This window comes from Sphingomonas folli (assembly GCF_019429525.1).
Classification (GTDB): Bacteria; Pseudomonadota; Alphaproteobacteria; order Sphingomonadales; family Sphingomonadaceae; genus Sphingomonas; species Sphingomonas folii.
Map to the genome: position 1 here is coordinate 42,421 of NZ_JAHXZL010000008.1, position 24,637 is coordinate 67,057.

The 24,637-nt window shown below is 72.2% G+C and carries 18 protein-coding genes; 9 read left to right on the forward strand and 9 right to left on the reverse strand.

Going from position 1 to position 24,637, the window contains the following annotated elements:
* The first annotated feature begins 332 nt into the window (after positions 1–332).
* On the forward strand, positions 333–1,445 hold the full coding sequence (locus tag KZ813_RS13025; protein ID WP_219755426.1) for a mechanosensitive ion channel family protein: 1,113 nt from the start codon (positions 333–335) through the stop codon (positions 1,443–1,445).
* An 84-nt stretch (positions 1,446–1,529) separates the two neighbouring features.
* Here the strand turns inward: KZ813_RS13025 and KZ813_RS13030 are convergent, their stop codons facing one another.
* From KZ813_RS13030 to otsB, 3 genes are read right to left on the reverse strand one after another with little or no spacing between them, the layout of a single operon-like run.
* A complete protein-coding gene (locus tag KZ813_RS13030) occupies positions 1,530–2,924 on the reverse strand; it encodes an alpha,alpha-trehalose-phosphate synthase (UDP-forming) (RefSeq protein ID WP_219755427.1) in 1,395 nt (464 codons plus the stop codon).
* Entirely contained in the window at positions 2,921–4,702 is a 1,782-nt protein-coding gene (locus KZ813_RS13035) for a glycoside hydrolase family 15 protein (RefSeq protein WP_219755428.1), read from the reverse strand. The genes KZ813_RS13030 and KZ813_RS13035 overlap by 4 nt, the downstream gene beginning before the upstream one ends.
* Positions 4,702–5,457 (reverse strand): trehalose-phosphatase, encoded by a 756-nt coding sequence (otsB, locus tag KZ813_RS13040; RefSeq protein ID WP_219755429.1) that lies wholly within the window; start codon positions 5,455–5,457, stop codon positions 4,702–4,704. Before otsB ends, KZ813_RS13035 begins: the two co-directional genes overlap by 1 nt.
* A 338-nt stretch (positions 5,458–5,795) precedes the next feature.
* Here otsB and katG point away from each other — a divergent pair, with 338 nt between their 5' ends.
* The 3 genes from katG to topA all read left to right on the forward strand — a co-directional run bounded on the left by katG (position 5,796) and on the right by topA (position 12,023).
* Positions 5,796–8,033: a catalase/peroxidase HPI gene (katG, locus tag KZ813_RS13045; RefSeq protein WP_219755430.1), complete on the forward strand. Its 2,238-nt coding sequence runs from the start codon at positions 5,796–5,798 to the stop codon at positions 8,031–8,033.
* Between the two features lie 314 nt (positions 8,034–8,347).
* Positions 8,348–9,217 (forward strand): 3-hydroxybutyryl-CoA dehydrogenase, encoded by an 870-nt coding sequence (locus KZ813_RS13050; protein ID WP_219755431.1) that lies wholly within the window; start codon positions 8,348–8,350, stop codon positions 9,215–9,217.
* A 217-nt stretch (positions 9,218–9,434) separates the two neighbouring features.
* Complete coding sequence (topA, locus tag KZ813_RS13055; RefSeq protein ID WP_219755432.1) at positions 9,435–12,023, forward strand: type I DNA topoisomerase; 2,589 nt, start codon at positions 9,435–9,437, stop codon at positions 12,021–12,023.
* A gap of 355 nt (positions 12,024–12,378) precedes the next feature.
* Here the strand turns inward: topA and KZ813_RS13060 are convergent, their stop codons facing one another.
* Both KZ813_RS13060 and panC read right to left on the reverse strand, forming a co-directional pair.
* Complete coding sequence (locus KZ813_RS13060; protein WP_183921738.1) at positions 12,379–12,669, reverse strand: SEL1-like repeat protein; 291 nt, start codon at positions 12,667–12,669, stop codon at positions 12,379–12,381.
* Between the two features lie 92 nt (positions 12,670–12,761).
* Complete coding sequence (panC, locus tag KZ813_RS13065) at positions 12,762–13,604, reverse strand: pantoate--beta-alanine ligase (protein ID WP_219755433.1); 843 nt, start codon at positions 13,602–13,604, stop codon at positions 12,762–12,764.
* Between the two features lie 95 nt (positions 13,605–13,699).
* Between panC and KZ813_RS13070 the strand changes: the two genes are divergently transcribed.
* From KZ813_RS13070 to pgmG, 3 genes are all read left to right on the forward strand, one after another.
* Positions 13,700–14,515: a division plane positioning ATPase MipZ gene (locus tag KZ813_RS13070; protein WP_219755434.1), complete on the forward strand. Its 816-nt coding sequence runs from the start codon at positions 13,700–13,702 to the stop codon at positions 14,513–14,515.
* Positions 14,516–14,750: 235 nt separating this feature from the next.
* Complete coding sequence (locus KZ813_RS13075) at positions 14,751–15,011, forward strand: DnaJ domain-containing protein (protein WP_219755435.1); 261 nt, start codon at positions 14,751–14,753, stop codon at positions 15,009–15,011.
* Between the two features lie 13 nt (positions 15,012–15,024).
* Positions 15,025–16,401 carry a phosphoglucomutase/phosphomannomutase PgmG gene (pgmG, locus tag KZ813_RS13080; protein ID WP_219755436.1) on the forward strand — a complete coding sequence of 459 codons (1,377 nt, stop codon included), beginning with the start codon at positions 15,025–15,027 and terminating at the stop codon, positions 16,399–16,401.
* A gap of 189 nt (positions 16,402–16,590) precedes the next feature.
* On the opposite strand, the gene KZ813_RS13085 is transcribed toward pgmG, so the two are convergent.
* On the reverse strand, positions 16,591–17,295 hold the full coding sequence (locus KZ813_RS13085; RefSeq protein ID WP_219755437.1) for a Crp/Fnr family transcriptional regulator: 705 nt from the start codon (positions 17,293–17,295) through the stop codon (positions 16,591–16,593).
* 175 nt (positions 17,296–17,470) lie between these two features.
* Here KZ813_RS13085 and murA point away from each other — a divergent pair, with 175 nt between their 5' ends.
* Positions 17,471–18,754, forward strand: a complete 1,284-nt coding sequence (gene murA, locus KZ813_RS13090) for a UDP-N-acetylglucosamine 1-carboxyvinyltransferase (RefSeq protein ID WP_219755438.1) — start codon at positions 17,471–17,473, stop codon at positions 18,752–18,754.
* Positions 18,755–18,864: 110 nt separating this feature from the next.
* On the opposite strand, the gene KZ813_RS13095 is transcribed toward murA, so the two are convergent.
* Genes KZ813_RS13095 through KZ813_RS13105 form a run of 3 tightly spaced genes read right to left on the reverse strand, consistent with a single transcriptional unit; the run spans position 18,865 to position 22,884 of the window.
* On the reverse strand, positions 18,865–19,818 hold the full coding sequence (locus KZ813_RS13095; RefSeq protein WP_219755439.1) for a M48 family metallopeptidase: 954 nt from the start codon (positions 19,816–19,818) through the stop codon (positions 18,865–18,867).
* Between the two features lie 10 nt (positions 19,819–19,828).
* Positions 19,829–21,136: a sigma-54-dependent transcriptional regulator gene (locus KZ813_RS13100; RefSeq protein WP_219755440.1), complete on the reverse strand. Its 1,308-nt coding sequence runs from the start codon at positions 21,134–21,136 to the stop codon at positions 19,829–19,831.
* Positions 21,133–22,884, reverse strand: a complete 1,752-nt coding sequence (locus KZ813_RS13105) for a sensor histidine kinase (protein WP_219755441.1) — start codon at positions 22,882–22,884, stop codon at positions 21,133–21,135. The genes KZ813_RS13100 and KZ813_RS13105 overlap by 4 nt, the downstream gene beginning before the upstream one ends.
* A gap of 182 nt (positions 22,885–23,066) precedes the next feature.
* On the opposite strand from KZ813_RS13105, the gene KZ813_RS13110 reads away from it, so the two are divergent.
* Positions 23,067–24,557, forward strand: coding sequence for an alginate export family protein (locus KZ813_RS13110; RefSeq protein ID WP_219755442.1), 1,491 nt, complete (start codon positions 23,067–23,069; stop codon positions 24,555–24,557).
* Positions 24,558–24,637: the final 80 nt, after the last annotated feature.

The following is a 24,637-nucleotide window of genomic DNA, read 5'->3' on the forward strand; positions in this document are numbered from 1 at the left end:
CCTGTCTCGCTTACCGCTGCCAATCCCCTTCGTGTTCCCGTACGCGGGAGCCGAGAAGGGCGGGGCGTCGTAAGCCGTCGCCCTGCTTGACCCTTGGTTCCGGGTCCGCGGGGAGACGGCTCGGCGACGAAGAACGACCTTCTCGGCGTGACGTGAGGGGCGCGTCGCGAGTCGCGGGGTTGCCACCCCCGCGTCTCCGCGCCTCCGCGTGAAACATCCTCCTTCGCGCCTCCGCGCCGTCGCGAGAACCGACCGGTCGCCTCTCCAACGGAACGCCCGCCCGCGCCCCCTCGTTGCGAGACCGGATCAACCACGCGACCCGAGGAGCAATCATGGCCGCGCTGACCCGATCGTTGCACCGCTGGGGGCGCGAGATGCCCGAGTGGCTTCTCGGCCTCCTCTACATCGCCGCCGCGGTGGCGCTGGCGGTGGTGCTGCACCGCGTGATCGTCTGGCTGGCGCGCCGCGCCACCCGCGCGCGCCCCGACAGCACCGCCGCGGTCTTCGTCGAGCGCGTGCGCAAGCTGCTGCGCTGGCTGCTGGTCGCGATCGCTCTCGCGGCGGTCCAGCCCGCGCTCGACCTGAGCCGCGGCGCGGCGACCCTGTGGGCGCGCGCCGCCGCGCTGCTGGTGCCGGGGCTGATGGGCTGGTGCGCGATCGTCGCGATCGGGACGGTGATCGACGTGATGATGCGCCGCGCGGACATCAGCGTGGAGGACAATCTGCGCGCGCGGCGGCGCCGCACCCGGCTCACCATCCTGCGCCAGATCATCGTCTCGATGGTGCTGCTGGTGACGATCTGCACCATGCTGATGACGATCCCCAGCGTGCGCAGCCTGGGGGTGACGCTGGCGGCCTCGGCGGGGCTCGCGGGCCTGGCGGTGGGCGCGGCGGCGCAGCCCGCGCTCAAGAACCTGATCGCCGGCTTCCAGATGATCTTCACCGAGCCGATCCGGATCGACGACGTCGTCATCATGGACGGCGAGTGGGGGCGGATCGAGGAGATCCGGCTCACCTATGTCGTCGTGAAGATCTGGGACGAGCGTCGGCTGGTGGTGCCGGTCTCCAAGTTCCTCGAGCAGAGCTTCCAGAACTGGACGCGCCAGTCGAGCGCGCTGCTCGGCAGCGTCTTCTGGTATCTCGACCCGACGGTGGACGTCGACCGGCTGCGCGCGAAGCTGGGCGAGATCGTCACGAGCAACCCGCGCTGGGACAAGCGCTTCTGGAACCTGCAGGTGACCGACACCAAGGCGGACGGCTCGATCGAGCTGCGCGGGCTGATGACCGCGCGCGACGCCTCCACCGCCTTCGACCTGCGCTGCGACGTGCGCGAGGCGCTGCTGGCGTACATCCGTGCCGAGATGCCCGAGGCGCTGCTGCGGCGGCGGGTGGTGGTCGACGGGGAGGCGGCGCGGTCGGGCGGGGCGCAGTTGCCCTTGCCATGAGGCGAGGGGGCGGGGGGTGGTGGCGGCCCGCGCGACGCCTGAGGCGAAGCTCCACGTCAGCCCCCTAAAGGGAGAGCCTCGGCGTCAGCCCGTCCGCTCCCTCACCTCGACCCGCTCGAGCGCGCCGAGGAACTCGCTGGCCCACCAGGTCACGTCCTGGGCCTGGACGCCCGCCATCAGTTTTTCCCAGCGGCGCACGCGCTCGTCGCGTGGCATGCGCAGCGCCTGCCAGATCGCGTCGGACACTTCCTCCGCGCTATACGGGTTGACCAGCAGCGCCTCGGGCATCTGCTCGGCCGATCCGGCGAAGCGCGAGAGGACCAGCACGCCCGGATCCTCCGGGTTCTGCGCGGCGACATATTCCTTCGCCACCAGGTTCATGCCGTCGCGCAGCGGGGTCACCAGCCCGATCTTGGCGGCGCGGTAGATGCCGGCGAGCTGGTCGCGGGGGTAACCCTGGTTGACGTAGCGGATCGGCACCCAGTCGACGTCGGCATATTCGCCGTTGATCCGTCCCGAGATCTGCTCGAGCGAGGTGCGGATGCGCTGGTAACTCTCCACCGAGACGCGGCTGGGCGGCGCGACCTGGAGCAGGAACACCTCCTTGCGCTCCTCGGGATGCTCGATGAGGAAGCGCTCATAGCCGAGGAAGCGCTCCTCCAGCCCCTTGGAATAGTCGAGCCGGTCGACGCCGACGATCATGTCGCGCCCGGTCGCGCTGTCGCGCATGCGGCGATAGGCGAGCCGCGCCGCGACCCCGTTGGACATGCCGGCGAACTCGGCCGCGTCGATCCCGATCGGGCAGGCCACCAGCTTGACGGAGCGGTCGCCCAGCCGCGCGATGCCGTGCTCGTCGACGGTCGCGCCCATGTCCTGGATCGCGAAGTCGCGGAAGGAGTCGAGCCACTCGGCGGTGTGGAAGCCGATCAGGTCATAGGCGAACAGCGTCTCCACCAGCTCGCGCGCGTTCGGCAAGGTGCCGAGCAGGCGGCGCGGCGGCCAGGGGATGTGGAGGAAGAAGCCGATCTTGTTGCGGCACCCGCGCTCGCGCAGCTCGGCGCCCAGCGGGAACATGTGATAGTCCTGGATCCACACCAGGTCGTCGGGCTCGATCAGCGGTCGGACGGTGTCGGCGAAGCGCTGGTTGGTGCGTTGATAGCCGCCCGCGAACTCGCGCTCATATTCGGCCAGGTCGATGCGATAGTGGAACAGCGGCCACAACGTCCGGTTGGCGTAGCCGTCGTAATATTCCTGGACGTCCTGCTCCTCCAGGTCGACCGTCGCGGTCGTCACGCCCTGGTTGCGCTGGAAGTTGATATGGCCGTTGAAATGGTCGGTCTGCTCGCCCGACCAGCCGAACCACAATCCGCCGCGGTCGCGGAGCGCCGCCGCCATCGCGACCGCGAGCCCGCCCTGTGCCCCCGAGGTGGAGCCCTTGGGCGCGGTGACGCGGTTCGAGATGACGATCAGTCGACTCAACGGATACTACTCCACGGTTTGCTCAGCATGGCGGCGCAGTTGATCATGCCGACCAGCGAATAGGTCTGGGGATAGTTGCCCCACAGCTCCCCGCTATGGGGATCGATGTCCTCCGAGAGCAGCCCGGCCGCGGTGCAGCGCGTCAGCATCTCCTCGAACAGCGCGCGCGCCTCGTCGCTCCGGCCGGTGAGGTACAAGGCCTCGATCAGCCAGAAGGTGCAGACGTTGAACGCGGTCTCGGGCAGGCCGAAATCGTCCTCGGTGTCGTAGCGCAGCATCGTCGAGCCGCGCCTGAGCCCGGTCTCGATCGCGGCGAGCGTGTCGAGGAAGCGCGGGTCGTCCGCCTCGAGGAAGCGCAGGTCGAGCAGCTGGAGCACGCTGGCGTCGAGGTCGTCGCCCGCGAAGGTGGCGGACATGCGCCGCGTCTCCTCGCGCCACGCCGCGGACTCGATGCGGTCGCGGATCACCTGCGCGCGCTCGGCCCAGAGCGCCTCGCGCTCGGGCAGCCGCAGCCGCTCGGCGGCGTTGGCGAGCCGGTCGCACGCCGCCCAGCACATCGCCGAGCTGTAGGTATGGACGCTCTGGCGCGTGCGCAGCTCCCACAGCCCGGCGTCGGGCTGGTCGTAATAGGCCCAGGCACGCTCGCCGACGCGCTCCAGCGCCTCGAAATCCTCGACCCCGCTCAGCCGGAACAGGCGATGGTCGAAGAAGGCGTGGACCGAGCACAGCACGATCTGGCCGTAGGCATCGTGCTGGATCTGCTCGGCGGCCTGGTTGCCGACGCGCACCGGCCCCATGCCGCGATAGCCCGTCAGCTGCGCCTCGATCCGCTCGGGCAGCTGCGCCTCGCCGAGGACGCCGTACAGAGGCTGGATATGCCCGCCGCGCGCGGCGTCGACGATGTTGCGCAAGTAACCGAGATAGCCCTCCAGCACGTCGAGCGCCCCGAGCCGGTTGAGCGCCTGCACGGTGTAATAAGCGTCGCGGATCCAGCAGTAGCGATAGTCCCAGTTGCGCTGCGAGTCCGCGTGCTCGGGCACCGAGGTGGTCAGCGCCGCGACGATCGCGCCGGTCTCCTCGTGCTGGCACAATTTGAGCGTGATGGCGCAGCGGATCACGGTCTCCTGCCATTCCAGCGGCACCGCCAGCCCGCGCACCCAGCCCTGCCACTCCTGGGTGGTGCGGTAGAGCATCAGGTCGACGGTGCTGGCGAGGTCGCCCTGGAAGCTCTCGTCCGGCCCGAGGAAGAAGTGGAGTGGGCGCTCGACGCGGAAGGCGTGCTCGCCCTGCACCATCGCGATCGGCGCGGTGGTGGTGAGCCGCAGCGCGATCGTGTCGAGCAGCAGCCGCAGGTGGTTGGAGCCGCCGATCTGCTCGCGGCAGCCGCCGCCCCAGCCGCAGGTCGGGCGCAGCCTGACGCGGACGCGCGGGCTGCCCGCGACGGGGCGGACGATCCGGGCATAGCCGACCGGGCGATAGGTGCGGCCCTCGCGCTGGAAGCGCGGGCAGAAGTCGATCACCTCGATCGCGCCGCCGTGGCTGTCGGTGTGGCGCGTGATCAGGATGGGCGTGTTGCGGACATATTCCTGCTCGACCGAGACGCTGTCCTCGATCTCGATGCCCCAATAGCCGGTCTCGGGTGCCTCGCCGCCGAGCAGCGCGGAGAACAGCGGGTCACCGTCGACGCGCGGCACGCAGCCCCAGACGAAGCGGCCGGCGCGGTCGACCAGCGCGCTCACCTGGCAATTGCCGATCGGCCACAGGTCGAGGTTGGTCATCACGTCTCCGTCGGGTGAGGGGAGGGGCAGGCGGCGGCGAGCCAGGCGAGCGCGCCGGCGACGTCGTCGAGCCGATAGGCGGCGTCGGTGTCGCGCACGGGGCCCACCAGCACGCCCGCGCCCCCCTGGGCGCGCGCGGCGGCGAAGCCCGCCTCGTCGGTCACGTCGTCCCCCATGAACACAGGACGCGTGTGGCGCCGCGCGGGTTCCGCCATCAGCAGGTCGACCGCGCTGCCCTTGTCGCGCCCGCGCAGCCGCAGCTCGGCCACCATCTTGCCGTGCTGCACCTTGAGGTCGTGCGCCGCGGCGAGGTCGTCGGCGAGCCGAGTCACCGCCTCCTGCGCGTCGGGTGCGCGGCGATAGTGGAGGCCGACGCCGTAGGGCTTGTCCTCGATCAGCACGCCGGGGTGGCGCGCGGCGAGCGCGCGCGCGGCGGCGAGCGCCTCGTCCAGCGCGGGCGGGCGCTCGGGGGCGTAGCAGCCGCCGTCGGCGCCCGCGATCTCCAGCCCGTGGCTGCCCGCGACGGTGAGTAGCGCCGGGGCGAGCAGCGCGCGCACCTCGGCGACCGGGCGCCCGCTGACGATCGCGACGCGCCCGTCGAGCGCGTCGACCAGCCGCGCGAGCAGACTCGGAACATGGTCGGCGACCGCGACCGCGTCGGGCGTGTCGGCGATCTCGACCAGCGTGCCGTCGAAGTCGAGGAACAGGCTGGCGCCGGCGAGCAGGTCGGCGGGGGGCGGGGGGAGCGCGGTCATGCCGCGCGTGGTGACGGCATGTCGGGGGCGATGCAATGGGTTGCGAGGGCCCAAGATCCTCCCCGGCACGGGGAGAGGGACCATGCGCAGCATGGTGGAGGGGGGCTTCCGCACGCGAGCCGGCCCGTTCGCGGCGAGCCCCCTCCACCACCGCGCCGGCGCGCGGTGGTCTCCCTCCCCGTACCGGGGAGGATCGGCCCACTGATCGAGGCACTCCCTCAAAGCCGCGCCTTTAATCGATTTTACTCGGGATGTCGGAACGTCCTATCTCCCCGGCAACGGTGGCGGATCGTCGCGCACGGGCGCGGCGCAGGGCCACGACGCTGAGGAGAGCGAGCATGGACGCGAAGACGGGCGAAGTGGGCGGCGGCTGTCCCGTCGCCGGGCACGGCGGCGGCGGGGGCAATCGCTCGAAGCGCCAGGGCAATCGCGAGTGGTGGCCGGAGGGGCTGAGCCTCGCCGCGCTCAACCAGCATTCGCCGCGCTCCAACCCGCTCGGCGCCGACTTCGACTATGCCGCGGCGTTCGCCACGCTCGACCTCGACGCGGTGATGGCCGACCTCAAGGCGCTGATGACCGACTCGCAGGACTGGTGGCCGGCCGACTTCGGTCATTACGGCGGCCTGTTCATCCGTCTCGCGTGGCACTCGGCGGGCACCTATCGCATCACCGACGGGCGCGGCGGCGCCGGCGGCGGGCAGCAGCGCTTCGCCCCGCTCAATTCCTGGCCCGACAACGCCAGCCTCGACAAGGCGCGGCGCCTGCTGTGGCCGATCAAGCAGAAGTACGGCAACGCGCTGAGCTGGGCGGACCTGTTCGTGCTGGTCGGCAATGCCGCGCTCGAATCGATGGACTTCAAGACCTTCGGCTTCGCCGGCGGCCGCGCCGACACCTGGGAGCCCGAGGAGCTGTTCTGGGGCCCCGAGGGAACCTGGCTCGGCGACGAGCGCTACTCGGGCGAGCGCCAGCTCCACCCGGGCCTCGGCGCGGTGCAGATGGGCCTCATCTACGTCAACCCCGAGGGGCCGAACGGCGAGCCCGACCCGGCGCGCTCGGCGCATGACATCCGCGAGACGTTCGGCCGCATGGCGATGAACGACGAGGAGACAGTGGCGCTGATCGCGGGCGGCCACACCTTCGGCAAGACCCACGGCGCGGGCGACCCGTCGTTCATCGGCGCCGAGCCCGAGGGCGCGGTGATCGAGGACCAGGGGCTCGGCTGGCGCAGCAAGTTCGAGAGCGGCGTCGGCGCGCACGCGATCACCTCGGGGCTCGAGGTGACGTGGAGTCAGACGCCGACGCGATGGTCGAACCACTATCTCGAGAATCTGTTCGGCTTCGAGTGGGAGCTGACCAAGAGCCCCGCGGGCGCGCACCAGTGGGTCGCCAAGGACGCCCCCGAGGACGTGCCCGACGCCTTCGACCCGAACAAGAAGCACCGCCCGACGATGCTCACCTCGGACATCGCGCTGCGTGCCGACCCGGCCTATGAGGCGATCTCGCGCCGTTTCCTCGCGAATCCGGACGAGTTCGCCGACGCCTTCGCGCGCGCCTGGTTCAAGCTGACCCACCGCGACATGGGCCCGCGCGAGCGCTACCTCGGCAAGCTCGTGCCTGAGGAGACGCTGATCTGGCAGGACCCGATCCCCGCGTGCGACCATCCCGTGATCGAGGCGGGCGAGATCGCCGACCTCAAGGCCAAGCTGCTCGGGCTCGGCTTCACCGTGCCGCAGCTCGTGTCGGTGGCCTGGGCCTCGGCCTCGACCTTCCGCGGCTCGGACAAGCGCGGCGGCGCCAACGGCGCGCGCATCCGCTTCGCGCCGCAGAAGGACTGGGACGTCAACGATCCCGCGCTGCTCGCGCAGGTGCTGCCGAGGTTGGAGCAGGTGAAGGCCGAGTTCGACGCCGCTGCCGGCGGCGGCAAGAAGGTGTCGATCGCCGACCTGATCGTGCTGGCGGGCACCGCCGCGGTGGAGAAGGCGGCGCGCGACGGCGGCGTGGCGGTGGAGGTGCCGTTCACCCCCGGCCGGATGGACGCGAGCGAGGAATGGACCGACGCGCACTCGTTCCAGGCGCTCAAGCCGATGGCCGACGGCTTCCGCAACTATTACTGGGACGGCGCCTTCATGGCGCCTGAGGAGGCGCTGGTCGACAAGGCGCAGCTGATGCGGCTGACCGCGCCGGAGATGACCGTGCTGGTCGGCGGGTTGCGCGTGCTCGGCGCCAACGCCTTCGGCGCCAAGGAGGGCGTGTTCACCGACCGCGTCGGCGTGCTGACCAACGACTTCTTCGTCAACCTGCTGACGATGGAGAATGAGTGGGTCGCGACCGAGTCGAACAACCGCTTCCAGGGCATGAACCGCAGGACCAAGGCGCCGACCTGGACCGCGACGCGGGTGGACCTGATCTTCGGCTCGCAGTCCGAGCTGCGCGCGCAGGCCGAGGTCTACGCCCAGTCGGACTCGAAGGAGAAGATGGTCCGCGACTTCGTCAAGGCGTGGGACAAGGTGATGAACGCCGATCGCATCGACCAGCTCAAGCCGGCCGACGCGTTCAGCCAGAAGCTGTCGGCCTGAGCCAAGGCGGCGACCTCGCCCCACGCGGGCGGGGTCGCGTCTGTCACCCAGACCAGCCCCGTTCGTGCGGACGCCACCGTGCTCCTGCGCAAGCAGGAGCCCAGAGCCACGAGCGGCATCTCTGCGGCCCTGGGCTCCGGCGTTCGCCGGAGCACGGGTCGTCTTCGATAGGTCGCACTCTAGCTGAAGCGGCGGCCTGTCCCGCCGCGCCGCTTCACCTCCCGCTCCCGCCCCGCTAGAGCGCTCGCCGAGCAGCGCCGGCCGAGGAGCCGGCGCGCAGATGACAGGCGCGCGCGCCGCACGGGAGATGGACGATGGACAGGATCGGCGTGATCGGCGCGGGGCAGATGGGGGCGGGGATCGCGCAGGTCGCCGCCGCGGCGGGCGCGCACGTGCTGCTCGCCGACGTCGATCAGGCGCGCGCCGCCCAGGGACGCGACGGCATCGCCAAGCGGCTGGCGCGCGACGTCACCAAGGAGAAGATCGACGCCGCGGCGCGCGACGCGACGCTCGCCCGGATCGAGCCGGTCGCGGGCTATGACGCCATGTCCGATTGCGCGCTGGTGATCGAGGCGGCGACCGAGCGCGAGGAGATCAAGCGCGCGATCTTCGCGGGTGTCGGCCCGGTGCTGGGCGGCGAGGCGATCCTCGCCACCAACACCTCGTCGATCCCGATCACGCGGCTGGCGCAGGCGGCGCCCGACCCGGCGCGCTTCATCGGCGTGCATTTCTTCAACCCCGTGCCGGTGATGGGGCTGATCGAGGTGATCCGCGGCCTCGCCACCGCCGACGCCACGGTGGCGGCGATCGAGCGCTTCGCCGCGCGGCTGGGCAAGCGCGTGGTCCATGCCAGCGACGCGCCCGGCTTCATCGTCAACCGCGTGCTGATGCCGTACATCAACGAGGCGGTGTTCGCGCTGGGCGAGGGCGTCGCGACGATCCCCGACATCGACGCCGCCTGCCAGCTCGGGCTCAACCACCCGATGGGGCCGCTGACGCTGGCGGACTTCATCGGGCTCGACACCTGCCTCGAGATCACGCGCGTGCTGTTCGAGGGCACCGGCGATCCCAAGTTCCGCCCCGCGCCGCTGCTGGTGAAATACGTCGAGGCGGGCTGGTACGGGCGCAAGAGCGGACGCGGGTTCTACGATTACTCGGGCGAGACGCCGGTCGCGACCCGGTGAGACCCTTGGATCCTCCCCGGCACGGGGAGGGGGACCAGCCGCAGGCTGGTGGAGGGGGGCTTCCGCAGGCGCTGCGCTTCGTGGCGAGCCTCCTCCACCACCGCGCGATGCGCGGCGGTCCCCCTCCCCGTGCCGGGGAAGATCTCCCCCTCGCTTGACGTGCCCGCTCCCGCCACCCACCCTCGCGCGTACACGTAAGGACCGCTACCGACCGCTTATGCAGCTCGTCATCGTCGAATCGCCCGCCAAGGCGAAGACCATCGAAAAGTACCTGGGCTCCGACTATCGCGTGCTCGCGAGCTACGGCCATATCCGCGACCTGCCGCCGCGCGACGGCTCGGTGAACCCCGACGAGGGGTTCGCGATGGAATGGGAGAATTACGCGGACAAGGCCAAGCAGCTCAAGGCGATCGCCGATCTGGCCAAGACCGCAGACCGGCTGATCCTCGCGACGGATCCGGACCGCGAGGGCGAGGCGATCTCGTGGCACGTCCAGGAGGTGCTGGCCAAGCGCAAGGTGCTGCCCAAGGACGTCCAGCGGGTCACCTTCAACGCCATCACCAAGCCCGCGGTGACGCAGGCGATGGCCAACCCGCGCCAGCTCGACACCGACCTGATCGACGCCTATCGCGCCCGCCGCGCGCTCGACTATCTCGTCGGCTTCACGCTCTCGCCGGTGCTGTGGCGCAAGCTGCCGGGCGCCAAGTCGGCCGGGCGCGTCCAGTCGGTCGCGCTGCGGCTGATCGTCTCGCGCGAGCGCGAGATCGAGGCCTTCCGCGCGCAGGAATATTGGTCCGTCACCGCCAACCTCGAGCACGACGGCACACCCTTCGTCGCGCGGCTGGCGCAATGGGAGGGCAGGAAGCTCGACCGGCTCTCGATCGGCAACGAAGGCGACGCACTGCGCGCGAAGGCCGACGTCGAGGCCGGCAATTTCTCGGTCCAGTCGGTCGAGACCAAGCCCGCCACGCGCAACCCGCCGCCGCCCTTCACCACCTCGACGCTGCAGCAGGAGGCGGCGCGCAAGCTCGGCTTCTCCGCCGATCACACGATGCGGATCGCGCAGCAGCTCTACGAGGACGGCGCGATCACCTACATGCGGACCGACGGCGTGCAGATGGACGGCAGCGCCATCTCCGCCGCGCGCGCCGCGATCGCGCAGCGCTACGACGGCGGCTATGTCCCGGACAAGCCGCGGATGTACCAGACGAAGGCGAAGAACGCGCAGGAGGCGCACGAGGCGATCCGCCCGACCGACTTCGGGCGCGACCGAGTCGGTTCGGGCGACCACGCGCGGCTGTACGATCTGGTGTGGAAGCGTGCGCTGGCGAGCCAGATGGCGTCGGCGCGGATGGAGCGCACGACCGTGGAGCTGGCCGACGGCACCGGCCGCCACGTGCTGCGCGCCACCGGGCAGGTGGTGCTCTTCCCCGGCTATCTCGCGCTCTACGAGGAGGGGCAAGATGATAGCCAGGACGAGGACGCCCGGCGCCTGCCGCGGCTGCGCGAGGGCGACTCGCCGGCCAAGAAGGGCGTCGACGCCGAGCAGCATTTCACCCAGCCGCCGCCGCGCTTCTCCGAGGCGTCGCTGGTCAAGCGCATGGAGGAGCTCGGGATCGGCCGGCCCTCGACCTATGCCTCGATCATCAAGACGCTGAAGGACCGCGCCTACGTCCGCGTCGAGAAGAACCGCTTCTTCGCCGAGGAGAGCGGCCGGCTGGTGACCGCCTTCCTCGAGCGCTTCTTCGAGCGCTACGTCGGCTACGACTATACCGCGGGGCTGGAGGAGGAGCTGGACGACGTCTCGGGCGGGCGCGCGCAGTGGCAGGCGGTGCTCGAGGCGTTCTGGCGCGACTTCAAGCCGCGCACCGCCGAGGTGATGGAGCAGAAGCCGAGCGAGGTCACCGCGCAGCTCGACCAGTTTCTCGCGCCCTATCTCTTCCCCGACAAGGCCGACGGCACCGACCCGCGGCTGTGCCCCGCGTGCCATGTCGGCAGCCTGGCGCTGCGCGGCGGCAAGTTCGGCGCGTTCATCGCGTGCAGCAACTATCCCGAGTGCAAGTACACGCGCCGCTTCGCGCAGGGCGGCGAGGCGAGCGAGGACGCGACTCCCGAGCAGCTCGGCCACGATCCCGAGACCGGGCTGCCGGTCGAGCGCAAGTCGGGCCGCTTCGGCCCGTACATCCAGCTCGGCGACGGCAAGGACGCCAAGCGCGCCTCGATCCCCAAGGACATCGGCGAGCTCGACCTGGAGATGGCGCTCAAGCTGCTCCATTTGCCGCGCGTGATCGGCCAGCACCCGGAGACGGGCAAGGACATCGCCGCCAGCATCGGGCGCTACGGCCCCTATCTGGTGCACGAGGGCAAATACGCGCGGTTGCACTCCACCGCCGAGGTGTTCGAGACCGGCATGAACGCCGCGGTGGTGAAGCTCGCCGAGGCGGCGGCGGGGGGCGGGCGACCGCAGCGCGGCGCCGCGCGGGCGCCGCTCAAGGTGCTGGGCGCGCACCCGCGGACCGAGGCCGAGCTGCGGCTGATGGAGGGGCGCTACGGTCCCTACGTGACGGACGGCACCACCAACGCGACGTTGCCCAAGACGATCGCGCCCGATCAGCTCACGCTGGAGGAGGCGGCGCAGCTGATCGACGACCGCGCCGCCGCGGCGCCGGCCAAGAAGCCGGTCAGGAAGAAGGCGCCGGCGAAGAAGCCCGCGGCGGCGAGGGCGGAGGCGGGCGCCGCGAAGGCGCCGGCGAAGAAGGCGGTGGCGAAGAAGGCACCCGCGAAGAAGGCGGCGGCGAAGAAGTAGCGCGGGGCCAGAGAGCGGCGGCAATCCCTCCCCGCGAGCGGGGAGGGGGATCGCCTCACGCGACCAGGCCCGCTCGCGGAGCGTCCCCTCCGTCAGCGCTCACGCGCTGCCACCTCCCCGTGCCGGGGAGGATCGAGGGGACTCACACCCTCGCGCACCGGCGTCATCCTGAACTCGTCCCAGGATCCACCCGTCCGCGCGCTCCTCGCACGATTGCATGGGCGGGACCGTGGATCCTGAGACGAGCTCAGGATGACGGTAGAGCGCAGGGAACGAACGTCACGCCCACCGCCACTTGCGTCACGCCTGTCGCCGCAGCGCCGTCATCGACCGGGCGCCGCGAGCGAGCGGCGGGTCAGGCGGCGCGGCGGGTGCCGAGCGCCAGCACGTCGCGCGCCGCGCGCTGCGCGGTCGCGATCTCGCGCGCGGTCATGTCCTCGGCCACCTCGGCGCGCGCCGCGGCGGCCGCCTCGTGGCCGCGCGCGGCCGCGAGATTGAACCACTTGTGCGCCTCGATCAGGTCGAGCGTCGCGCCGGCGGTACCGGTCGAATAGGCCACGCCCAGGTCATAGGCGGCATCTTCATTACCGCGGGTCGCCTCCGCGGTGCGACGCGCCAGCAGCGCGCCCTCGAAATCGGTCAGCATCTCGGATTACCCCTCTAATCCTTGGAATGAGGAGTGTTCTCGCTGATTCGAGTCTCTAATTGGTTAATCGGTTAATCCGACTTCAGTCGAACTTATCCCGCGTCCACCGCGAGATTGTCGATCAGCCGGGTGTTGCCGAGCCGCGCCGCCGCGAGCAGCTGGCGCCGCCGGCCCGGCCCCGGGTCGGGCGCGAGCGTCTCGGCGTCGACCAGCGCGACATAGTCGACCTCGAAGCCGGCGGCGGTCAGCGTCGCGGCGGCGTCGTCGAGCGTCCGCGCCGAGTCGCTCCCGCCGCGGATCGCGCGCGCCGCCACGCCCAATGCGCGCGGCAGCGCCACCGCTTTCTGGCGCTCCTCGGGGGAGAGATAGACGTTGCGCGACGACAGCGCGAGCCCGTCGTCCTCGCGCTGCGTCGGCACGCCGGTGATCTCGACGTCGAGGTCGAGGTCGGCGACAAGGCGCCGCACCACCGCGAGCTGCTGGAAGTCCTTCTCGCCGAAATAGGCGCGGGTCGGGCGCACCTGGTTGAAGAGCTTGGCGACCACGGTGGCGACGCCGTCGAAATGGCCCGGCCGCGCCGCGCCGTCGAGCCCCTCGCTCACTCCCCTCACCGAGACGTTGGTGGCGAAGCCCGCCGGGTACATCTGCTCCACCGGCGGCAGCCACAGCAGGTCGCAGCCCGCCTCGGTGAGCATCGCGATATCGCCGGTCTCCTTGCGCGGGTAGCGCGACAGGTCCTCGCCGGCGCCGAACTGGCGCGGGTTGACGAAGATCGACGCCACCACGGTCGTTCCCGGCCGCCGCGCCGCCTCGACCAGCGCGATATGGCCGGCGTGCAGCGCCCCCATGGTCGGCACCAGCGCCACCTCGCGGCCGCTCGCGCGCGCCGCCTCCAGCGCCGCGCGGAGCCCGGCGAGCTCCCGATATATGTCCACCCGTTACCCCTCGAAACTCGCGGCGTCGGGTTCTATGGTCGCGACGAACCGCGATCAATCAGGGATGCGACGAATTGTCCGATACCGTTGCAGGCGTGCACGACGACAGCCCGGGCGCGGGGGCGCCGGGCGGGCGCACGCACGTCATCGTCTTCGCCAACGAGAAGGGCGGGACGGGCAAGAGCACCACCGCGGTCCATGTCGCGATCGCGCTCGCGGCCAAGGGCGCGCGCGTCGCCTGCATCGACCTCGACCATCGCCAGCGCACGCTCGGCCGCTACCTGGAGAACCGCGAGTCGACGGTGAAGCGCTCGGCGATCGACCTGCCGCTGCCCGACCACGCCACCGGCGACGGCCGCGCCGACGGCATCTTCGCCGAGCTCTACCAGCGCTTCACCGACGGCTATGACTTCCTCGTGATCGACACGCCGGGGCGCGACGACCCCGCGGCGCGGCTCGCGGCGGCGCTGTCGAACACGCTGGTGACGCCGATGAACGACAGTTTCGTCGACTTCGACCTGATCGGCCAGGTCGACCCCGAGACCTACAAGGTCACCCGCCCGAGCTTCTACTCCGAGCTGATCTGGGACGCGCGCAAGGCGCGCGCGCGCGAGGACGGCACCACGATCGACTGGGTCGTGCTGCGCAACCGGCTGCAATATCTGGAGGCGCGCAATATGCGCCGCGTGTCGGACGCGCTCGACCAACTGGCGCGGCGGGTCGGCTTTCGCATCATCCCCGGCCTGGGCGAGCGCGTGATCTACCGCGAGCTGTTCCCCAAGGGGCTGACCCTGCTCGACGCCAAGGCGTTCGGCGGGATGGGGCTGAGCCACGTCGCCGCGCGCCAGGAACTGCGCGAGATGATGGCGGCGCTGGCGCTGCCCGAATCGACGATGCCGCTGTTCGCGTGAGCGGCGTGGGGCGGACCGTGTTCCTGCGCACGCGGGAACGAGAGAGGGGCGATGGCGCCACCGGATGTCGTCTGCCTGCGGCGGATAAGCTGACATCTTCTCCTCGTACCACCCCGGCGCACGCCGGGGTACAGGTGGGGAACGGCAGCGACCGAACACGATGGCCTTCCCGGCTGGACCCCGGCGTCCGCTGGGGTGGTATGTTCGAGCGGGTCGCGACGACGCGGAGCCCGACATGCTGAAGTGGCTTCTCTTCCTCGCGATCGTCTACGCGGTGTGGCGCTTCCTCCGTCCCGCGCCGAAGCGCCAGCGCTCGCCGCTGGCCGAGGCGCGCGCGCTGCTCGGCGTCACCCACGAGGCCGACGAGGCCGCGATCCGCGCCGCGCACCGCCGCCTGATCTCGGAGATCCATCCCGACCGCGGCGGCTCGCCCGAGCGCGCGCGCCAGGCCAATGCCGCGCGCGACGCGCTGCTCGCGCGCCTGCGCCGCGACTGAGCGGGGCGCCCGCGTGAGCCACCGGTTCGATCCCGTGATCCTGCGCGAATATGACGTGCGCGGCACCGTCGGCACCAACCTGTCCGAGGCGGACGCCTATGCCGTGGGGCGAAGCTTCGCGACACGGCTGCGGCGCGCGGGCGGGTCGAGCGTCGCGGTCGGCTATGACGGGCGCACCCACTCGCCCGCGCTCGAGGCGGCGCTGGTGCGCGGGCTCGGCGAGGGCGGGGTCGACGTGGTGCGGGTCGGGCTCGGGCCGTCGCCGATGCTCTATTATGCCGCGGCGACGCTCGGCGTCGACGGCGGGGTGCAGGTCACCGGCAGCCACAATCCGCGCGACGACAACGGCTTCAAGCTGGTGCTGCGGGGCGACAGCTTCTTCGGCGACGACATCGCCGATCTCGCCCGCCTCGCCGCCGCGGGCGACTGGACGAGCGGGCAGGGCGCGGTGAGCGAGCGCGACGTCCGCGCGGATTACGTCGAGCGGCTGCTCGCGGGCGACCCCGAGCGCGATCAGGGGCGACCGCTCCGCGTCGGCTGGGACGCGGGCAACGGCGCCGCGGGCGAGGCGGTGCGCGCGCTCACCGCGCGCCTGCCGGGCGAGCACCATCTGCTATACTGCGACATCGACGGCCGCTTCCCGAACCATCACCCCGATCCCACGGTCGAGGCCAACCTCGCCGACCTCAAGGCACTCGTCGCGCGCGAGAAGCTCGACCTGGGGCTCGCCTTCGACGGCGACGGCGACCGCATCGGCGCGGTCGACTCGAGCGGCCGCGTGCTGTGGGGCGACGAGATCCTGGCGCTGCTCGCCGCGCCGCTGCTCGAGGAACTGCCCGGCGCGACGATCGTCGCCGACGTGAAATCGAGCGACGCGCTGTTCGACCGGATCGCGGCGCTGGGCGGACGCGCGCTGATGTGGCGGACCGGGCACAGCGAGATGAAGTCGAAGATGAAGGAGGTGGGCGCGCCGCTCGCGGGCGAGCTGTCGGGCCATATCTTCTTCGCGCACGGTTATTACGGCTTCGACGACGCGCTGTACGCGGCGGTGCGGCTGCTGCGCGCGGTGCGGCGCGCGGGCGAGACGCTCGCGGCGTTGCGCGCGGCGCTGCCGCCGCGCTGCACCACGCCCGAGTGGCGCGTGCCGGTCGCCGAGGCGCGCAAGCTCGCGGTGGTGGCGGAGGTGGCCGAGCGGCTCGACGCCGCGGGCGCGCGGGTCGACCGCACCGACGGGGTACGGGTATCGACGGACGAGGGCTGGTGGCTGCTGCGCGCGTCCAACACGCAGGCGGCGCTGACGCTGCGCGCGGAGGCGCGCGACGCCGCCGGGCTGGCGCGGCTGGTGGCGGCGATCGACGCCGAGCTGGAGCAGAGCGGGGTGCGGCGGTAGGCGCCCCCGGAGGGTCGGGCGGCCCCGCGTGACCGGTCTGTTCCTCATCCTCCTTGGGAAGGGGAGGTGGCGCGCGCCGCACGTCGGAGGGGTGTCCACGCCAGTGAGAATCGCCGGACTCTCCGGCGGTGACACCCCTCCGTCAGGCCTGCGGCCTGGCACCTCCTTCCAGGGGAGGATCCGACCGCGCTATCCCGCGCTCGGCCCCGGCAGCCAGCTCAGGTCCACCGCGGCGAGGCGGTCGACGTGGTTGGCGCTGCGCATGAGGCGTGCCTCGTCCAGCAGGGTCACCCGGCCGCCCGAGCGCGCGATCAGCCCCTGGTCCTCGAGCTGGCGCAGCATCCGGTTGACGTGCACCGCGGTGAGCCCGGTGGCGTCGCCGATCTCCTCCTGGGTCAGCCCCAGCTGGAAGGTGTCGCCGGTGCTGTCGTCCTGGCGGCGGATCCGGTCGCGCAGGTCGAGCAGCACCGCGGCGACGCGCGCGCGCGCGGACAAGCGACCCAGCCCGGCGAGCCGGTCAGTCAGCGTGGTGCGCTCAACCTGCTCGAGCGCGGCGAGCGCGAGCGCGACGCGCGGGTGGCGGAGCACCAGCTCGGCGAGCTGCGTGCGGTCGATCGGCACCACCACGCTGTCGGCGAGTGCCAGCAGCGCGTGCGGCGCCTTGCCGAACGCGATCACCGCCATGCCGGTCAGGTCGCCCGGGAAGATGAAACGGAGGATCTGGCGGCTGCCGTCGTCCAGCAGGACATAGGCGATCAGCATGCCGCTCCTCAGCGCGAACAGCTCGGTGGAGCGTTCATTCTCGCGCACCAGCGTCACACCCTTGCGCACGGTGCGCTCGCGTTCGCCCAGCTGATCGAGCGCCGCTCGCTCGGGCGCGGTGAGGATTATCATGTCGCCGATCCTGTCGGCGAGGCTACGCGCTGGCACCCGGTGGATATCCCCTTGATCTGCACGTTCGTTACGCGGGGGAAAGACCAACGTGCATTAAACCCGATCAAGCGCGCGCGGCCGCCACCCATGTTCGCTCGTCCTTGGCGACCGAGCGGGCGTTCGATAGAGCGGCGCGATGGATCGCATTCTCATCCGCGGCGGCAACCGCCTGAACGGCCGCCTGCCCATCTCCGGCGCCAAGAACGCCGCGCTCACCCTGATGCCCTGCGCCCTGCTCACCGACGAGCCGCTGACGCTGCGCAACCTGCCGCGGCTCGCCGACGTCGACGGCTTCGGCCACCTGCTCAACCAGCTCGGCGCCTCCACCACGATCGAGGGCAGCCGGCCGGAGGATTTCGGCCGCGTGATGACGATCCGCGCGGGCCAGCTCACCTCGACCGAGGCGCCCTATGACATCGTGCGCAAGATGCGCGCCTCGATCCTGGTGCTGGGCCCGATCCTGGCGCGCGCGGGGCAGGCGCGGGTATCGCTGCCGGGCGGCTGCGCCATCGGCAACCGCCCGATCGACCTCCACCTCAAGGCGCTCCAGGCGATCGGTGCCGAGCTGGAGATGTCGGCGGGTTACGTCACCGCCACCGCGCCCGGCGGGCGGCTGGAGGGCGGGCGCTACACCTTCCCGATCGTGTCGGTCGGCGCGACCGAGAACGTCGTGATGGCGGCGGTGACGGCGCGGGGCAGCAGCCGGATCGAGAACGCCGCGCGCGAGCCCGAGATCGTCGACCTGTGCCGCTGCCTCGTCGCGATGGGCGCGCGGATCGAGGGGATCGGCACCGAGACGCTCGAGATCGAGGGCGTGGCCGAGCTGCACGGCGCCACCTACGGGGTGATGCCCGATCGGATCGAGGCGGGCAGCTACGCCTGCGCCGCGGCGGTGGCGGGCGGCACGGTCGAGCTCGCCAACGTCAACGCCGCGGACATGGGCGCCACGCTGGAGGCGCTGCGCGGCGCGGGCGTGGGGATCGAGGAGCGGCGCGACTCGATCGTGGTGAGCAGCGAGGGGAAGCTGGCGCCGCTGACGCTCTCCACCGCGCCTTATCCGGGCTTCGCCACCGACATGCAGGCGCAGTTCATGGCGATGCTGTGCAAGGCCGCGGGCGCCAGCGTGCTGACCGAGACGATCTTCGAGAACCGCTACATGCACGTGCCCGAGCTGGCGCGGATGGGCGCGGACATCCAGGTGCACGGCCGCACCGCGGTGGTGAAGGGGGTCGACCGGCTGGTCGGCGCGCCGGTGATGGCGACCGACCTGCGCGCCTCGATGAGCCTGATCATCGCGGGGCTGGTGGCCGAGGGCGAGACCAGCGTGGCGCGAGTCTATCACCTCGACCGCGGCTATGAGCGGCTGGAGGAGAAACTGTCGGCGGTGGGCGCGGATATCGAGCGCGACTCGGGGGGGTGAGCGCGGAGGGTTCCCGACCCAGTCGCCCTCACCCTTCCGGCGCTGCGCGCCTCCCTCCGCTCGGCGGAGCCGAGTGGGAAGGGTGAGCCGCCTGACCCCCGTCCTCCCCATCACCCCAAAGGCGCGTCCCGCCGCGCCAGCAGCGGCGGCGCATAGGGCAGCGGCGCGTCCGCCGGCATCGTCGCCAGCTCGGCCGCGATCGCGTCGGCGCGCGCCTTGGCGGACGGGTGCGTGCGGCTGCGGAAGAAGCCGCCGTCGATCTTGCCGCCCTCCTCGCGCCAGAAGCGCACCGCCAGCTGCGGGTCCCAGCCCGCGTTGCGCAGAAGATAGGCGCCGAGCAGGTCGGCCTCCGTCTCGGTCGCGCGGAACAGCCTTCCGTTGCGACCCAGCTCGGCGAGCAGTCCCCATCTCACCCCGGCCGCCTCCAGCCGCGCGCGATGGCGCAGCACCGCGTGCGCCAGCTCGTGCGCCACCACCACCGCGACCTGATCGTCGCCGAACAGCGCGAACAGCCGCCCGCCGACCTGCACCACGCGCCCGTCGGACGAGGCGCCGAGCTTGTTGCCAGCGAGCACCTCGAACTCGACGCGGCAGCCGGCGCGCGGCTGGACCGTCACCGTCCGGTCGGCGCCGGCGCGGCGCAGCGTCAGCGCGAGCGGGGCCGTCGGCGGATGCGCGGCGATCAGCGCCTGGGCCGTGTCGCGGGTCACGCTGGTGGGATCCCCGCTCCCCGCGGGCGCGGGCACCGCCGCGCCGTCGACAGCGACCAGCCCGTCGTCGGCCACCACCCCCGCGGTCGCGGCGGGCGCGCCTGGCACCACCAGCTCGACCGCGACCGGGGCGGCGAAGGCGGCGCGCAGCGCGGGCGGATATTGGTCGGCGGCGTGGAGCGCGGCGCCGATCACCGGCTGCTGGTCGCGGCACAGCGACGCGTTGGCGGTGGTCAGCCGCCACGCGATCGCGGCGAGCCGCTGGTCGACCTCGAGCAGGGTCGGCTCGGCCGCGGCGGGGGCGGCCGAGAGAGCGGCGGGGAGCAGAGCTGCGAACAGGAACAGGAGACGCATCGGGGCAGGATCACTCGCGGTGGCGGAACGCCGCGGGCTCGATGCCGTGGCGCTGTAGTCTGTCATAGAGGCTGCGGCGCGGCAGCTGAAGCTCGGCCGCCGCGGCGGCGACGTCGCCGCGCACGCGGTCGAGCGCGGCGCGGATCGTCGCCGCCTCGAACCGGTCGACGCGCTCGGCGAGCGGCAGCTGGTCTGCCGCGCTCGGCGTCCCCTCGGCCACGCCGAGCACCACGCGCGTGGCATAGTTGCGCAGCTCGCGGACGTTGCCGGTCCAGTCGTCGGCGACGAGCCGCGCCTCCACCGCGGGATCGATGTTGGGCCGCTCGCGCCCGAACCGCTCCGCCGCCTCGCCGAGGAAATAGGCGAACAGCAGCGGCACGTCGGCGCGGCGCTCGCGCAGCGGCGGGATGCGCAGCCGCACCGTCTCGAGCCGGTAGAGCAGGTCGGCGCGGAACCGCCCCTCCGCCACCGCGGCGCCCAGGTCGGTCTTCGCCGCCGCGACCACGCGCAGGTTGACGACGCGCGGCGCGCCGCCGGGCTGGGGCAGCTCGCGCTCCTCCACCACGCGCAGCAACTTGCCCTGGAGCGCGGGCGACATGCTGTCGATCTCGTCGAGGAAGAGCGTGCCGCGGTCGGCGTCGGCGACGCGGCCGGGCTGGGCGCGGCTGCCGAACAGCGCCTCGTCCGCCACCGCGTCGGGCAGCGCGGCGCAGTCGACTGCGACGAACTGGCGCGCGCGGCGGTGGCTCCAGCGGTGGAGCAGCAGCGCGACCAGCTCCTTGCCCGTCCCGGTCTCGCCCTCGACCAGCACGTCGACGTCGACGTCGGCGAGCTGGCGGATCGTCTCGCGCAGCCGCACCATCGCGGGGGTGTCGCCGATCAGCGGGTAGTGCGTCTCCGCCTCCGCCGCGGCGACGCGCAGCCGGCGGTTCTCCAGCACGAGGCGGCGCATCTCGAGCGCGCGGCGCGCGCTGGCGATCAGGTGATCGGCGGCGAAGGGCTTGGCGATGAAGTCGAACGCGCCCTGCTTCAGCGCCGCCACCGCCATCGCGATGTCGCCGTGGCCGGTCATCAGGATCACCGGCAGCTCCGGGTCGCGCGCCCCCACCGCCTCGAACAGGGCGTGCCCATCCATCCTCGGCATGCGGATGTCGCTGACGACGATGCCGCGGAAATCGGCGTCGAGCTGCGCCAGCGCGGCGCGCGCGTCGCCGTGCGGCTCCACCTCGATGCCCGCGATGGTGAAGGAATCGGCGAGCGCGGTGCGGAGGCCCTCGTCGTCGTCGATCAGCACGACGCGGAGCGGTGACTCGCTCACGCGCGCCGCACCGAGGCGCGGAACGCCGCGCCGCCGAGCGGGGAGGGGACGATCCGCAGCGAGCCGTCGAACTGCGCGATGATGTCGCGCGCGATGCCGAGCCCGAGCCCGAGCCCGTCGGGCCGCCCCGTGACGAAGGGGCTGAACACCTCGTCGCCCAGCGCCGGGTCGATCCCCGGGCCATTGTCCGCCACGGTCAGCTCCACCTCGTCCTCCCTCGTCGCCACGGTGAGCGTCACGCGCGGGTCGTCGCGCCCCGCGAGCGCGTCGACCGCGTTGTTGATCAGGTTGACCAGCACCTGCTCCAGCCGCACACGGCCGGCGAAGACGCTCGGCTGCCCCGGCGGCGGCCAGTCGAGCGCGACGCGCGCGGCGCGCAGCCGGTCGCCGACGAGCAGCCGCGTGCCGTCGATCACGTCGTCGAGCGCGATCGGGCCCGCGGTGCCGCTGCCGCGTCGCGCGAAGCGCCGCATCTCCTGCGTGATCGTGCCGATCCGCTCGGTCAGCGCCACCGCGCTGTCGAGGCTGGCGGCGACGCGCTCGGTGCGCTGCTGCGCGAGATGGTGGCGCGCGTTCTCGGCGAGCGTCCGGATCGTCGCCACCGGCTGGTTGATCTCATGCGCCAGCCCCGCGGTGATCGAGCCGAGCGAGGCGAGCCGGTTGGCCTGCGCCAGCTCCTCGCGCGCGGCGCGGAAGCGACGGTCGGCGTCCTCGCGCCGCGCCATCGCCGCGCTGAGCTCGGCGGTGCGCGCCGCGACGGCCTGCTCGAGCTGCGCGCGGTCGGCCGCGGCACGCGCGATCCGGCTGGTGCGCCACAGCAGCAGCGCCGCCACCAGCGCCAGCAGCAGCACCGCGGTGGCGGTGGCGAGCCGCGCGAGGTTGGCGGCGTCGCGCAGCGCCCGCTCGACCGGCACGAGGTGGAGCAGCCGCCAGCCCGGATGCGCCGCCGGCACCGCCGTGAGGCGCAGCGGCGCGCCGTCGGGCGCGGTCGCGTCGGCGCCGGCGAGGCGGTAGCCGGTCGGCGCGAGCGGCCGGTCGAGGAACTGGCCGGTGCGCCGGATCTCCGCCAGCGTCGCGGGCGGCAGCGGGGCGAGCAGGCGCAGCGCGGCGCGCGGGTCGGTCGCGGCCAGCACGATGCCGCGCTCGTCGGCGAGGAGCGTCTGGCCCGGGTCGTTGGCCCAGGCGCGCGTGATCGCGCCGAACTCGACCTTCACCACCACCACGCCGAGCGCGCCCGCGGCGCCGTCGATCCGCCGCGCCATGAAGAGGCCGGGCCGCCCGCTGACGTTGCCGAGCGCGAAATGCTCCGCCGCGCCGTCGCGCAGCGCCTGCTGGAAATAGGGGCGAAAGCGGTAATCGTGGCCGACGAAGCTCTCCGCGCCGGCGGCATTGGAGGCGGAGACGGTGACCCCGCGCGAGTCGATCGCGTAGATCACCGGCGCGCCGGTGCGTCGCGCCAGCGAGGCGAGCTTGTCGTCGAGCCGCGTCGCCGCGCGCGAGGTACCGCCCTGCACCAGCGCGTCGCGCAGGTCGCCATATTCGCTCAGCACGATCGGCAGCAGGCGGAACTTGGCCAGCTCGCTGTCGATCAGCCGCGCCTGCTGGCGCGCGGTGCGCAGCGCCTCGGCCTCGACGCGATCCAGCGCGCGCTGCCGCGCCACGTGCGCGGCGGCGACGTAGAACAGCGCGCCGAGCAGCGCGACCGCGAGTACGGCGAGCAGCGGACCGGGGCGACGCGGCGGAGACACGCGTGCGGGATACCGCATCCCGGCCAACGAGACCATGCGAAAACCCGCGCCTGGCCATGCCGGGAGCCGCGGAAATCCTAGGATGAGCGTGTTTTCGCCGGTCCGACCGCGGCGGCGTACGATGGCGGTGAGAGCGACGGCCGCCGTCACGCCGGGTCGAGCCGCCTGCCCATGGAGAGGTCATGGTACGAGTTTCACCGATGTCGGGCGCGCTGCTCGCCCCCGCCCTGCTGGCCGCCCACATGCTGGCGACGCCGGCGGGCGCACAGGCCGGCGGCGGCAAGGCCGCGCCGGCGACGCCGATCGCCTCCGAATATCCCGCCGCCGGGACCGGGGAGGGCACCGCGCAGGGCAAGTACAACGTCTCGCGCTGGGCCGAGGACTGGCGCGCGATGGCCGACGCGGAGAAGCGCGACGACCCGCTCGACCGGCTCAAATATCTGCCGCTGACCCAGGACGGCTCGGTCTATCTCTCGCTCTCGGGCGAGCTCCGCTTCCGCGTCCAGGCGACCACCAACCCCGACCTGCGCGACCGCGCGGCGCAGCGGCAGGAGCGGCTGCGCGTCTACGCCGGCGCCGACCTGCACCTCGGCGACCATGTCCGCCTGTTCGGCGAGCTCGCCAAGGCACGCGTCGACGGCGTCAACATCGGCACTCCCGCGGGCAACCTGCGCAACGCGCTGACGCTGTCGCAGGGCTTCGGCGAGGTCTACGGCACGGTCGCTGGCGCCAGCGTGGGCGTGCGCGCGGGGCGGCAGGAGTTCTCGGACGGCCCCAACCTGCTCACCTCGGTGCGCGACGATCCCACGCTCCACTTCGTGCTCGACGGCGTCCGCGCCTACGCGCGCGGCAAGCGCGTGCGCGCCGACCTGTTCGACCTGCGCTACGTGGCCTACGGCCAGCAGGGGCTGAGCGACGACCGCACCGACGGCGCGCGGCGCTTCAGCGGCGTCACCTTCGGCTATGCGGTGCCGGGCGACTTCCTGGGCGGGTCGAAGCTGTTCTTCGACCCCTTCGTGTGGCGGCTGCGCAACCGCGCGGCGAGCTGGAACGGCACGGTCGCGCGCGAGGAGCGCATGTTCTACGGCCTCCACCTCTACGGCGACGCCGGGCCGGTGACGCTCGACTGGACGGTGAACCACCAGGGCGGCACGTTCGACGACCGGCCGATCAGCGCGTGGCAGGCGTTCGTGGCGCAGACCTACCGCCTCGGCGCGGCGGCGAGCGCGCCCCGCGTCGGCGTCCACGTCGACTATGCCAGCGGCGGCGGCACCTATGACGGGGGCACGCTGCGCACCGCGAGCGGGCTGTACGGCAACAACATCTATTACAGCTACCAGCTCTTCCTGACGCCGACCAACCTGTTCTCGGTGTCGCCCAACGTCTCGTTCGCCCCGGTGAAGAGGCTGCGCGTCACGGGCGAGTATACGATGGCGTGGCGCGCGAATGAGAAGGATGCGGTGTACCGTGCCTCGGGCGCCGCCTTCGCGGGCACGCAGGAGGTCGCGGGCCGGCGCATCGCCGACCTGATCCGCTTCCAGGCGATCTGGGCGGTGACGCCGCGGGTGAGCGTGACCGGGCGCTACGAGCACCTGATCGCCAAGGACGCGCTGACGCGCGCGGGGTATCAGAACTCAGACTTCCTGGCGGCGTGGCTGAGCCTGCGGTTCTGATGGGAAAGTCTCAGATCCTCCCCGGCACGGGGAGGGGGACCGCTCGCGAAGCGAGTGGTGGAGGGGGCTCTCCGCGCACG

Excerpts from the sequence above, each read along its gene's own strand:
- KZ813_RS13110 (WP_219755442.1), top strand. The coding sequence starts at position 23,067 with ATGGTACGAGTTTCACCGATGTCGGGCGCGCTGCTCGCCCCCGCCCTG.
- KZ813_RS13050 (WP_219755431.1), top strand. The coding sequence starts at position 8,348 with ATGGACAGGATCGGCGTGATCGGCGCGGGGCAGATGGGGGCGGGGATC.
- topA (WP_219755432.1), top strand. The coding sequence starts at position 9,435 with ATGCAGCTCGTCATCGTCGAATCGCCCGCCAAGGCGAAGACCATCGAA.
- katG (WP_219755430.1), top strand. The coding sequence starts at position 5,796 with ATGGACGCGAAGACGGGCGAAGTGGGCGGCGGCTGTCCCGTCGCCGGG.
- otsB (WP_219755429.1), bottom strand. The coding sequence starts at position 5,457 with ATGACCGCGCTCCCCCCGCCCCCCGCCGACCTGCTCGCCGGCGCCAGC.
- murA (WP_219755438.1), top strand. The coding sequence starts at position 17,471 with ATGGATCGCATTCTCATCCGCGGCGGCAACCGCCTGAACGGCCGCCTG.
- KZ813_RS13060 (WP_183921738.1), bottom strand. The coding sequence starts at position 12,669 with ATGCTGACCGATTTCGAGGGCGCGCTGCTGGCGCGTCGCACCGCGGAG.
- KZ813_RS13035 (WP_219755428.1), bottom strand. The coding sequence starts at position 4,702 with ATGACCAACCTCGACCTGTGGCCGATCGGCAATTGCCAGGTGAGCGCG.
- KZ813_RS13025 (WP_219755426.1), top strand. The coding sequence starts at position 333 with ATGGCCGCGCTGACCCGATCGTTGCACCGCTGGGGGCGCGAGATGCCC.
- KZ813_RS13095 (WP_219755439.1), bottom strand. The coding sequence starts at position 19,818 with ATGCGTCTCCTGTTCCTGTTCGCAGCTCTGCTCCCCGCCGCTCTCTCG.
- KZ813_RS13075 (WP_219755435.1), top strand. The coding sequence starts at position 14,751 with ATGCTGAAGTGGCTTCTCTTCCTCGCGATCGTCTACGCGGTGTGGCGC.
- KZ813_RS13085 (WP_219755437.1), bottom strand. The coding sequence starts at position 17,295 with ATGATAATCCTCACCGCGCCCGAGCGAGCGGCGCTCGATCAGCTGGGC.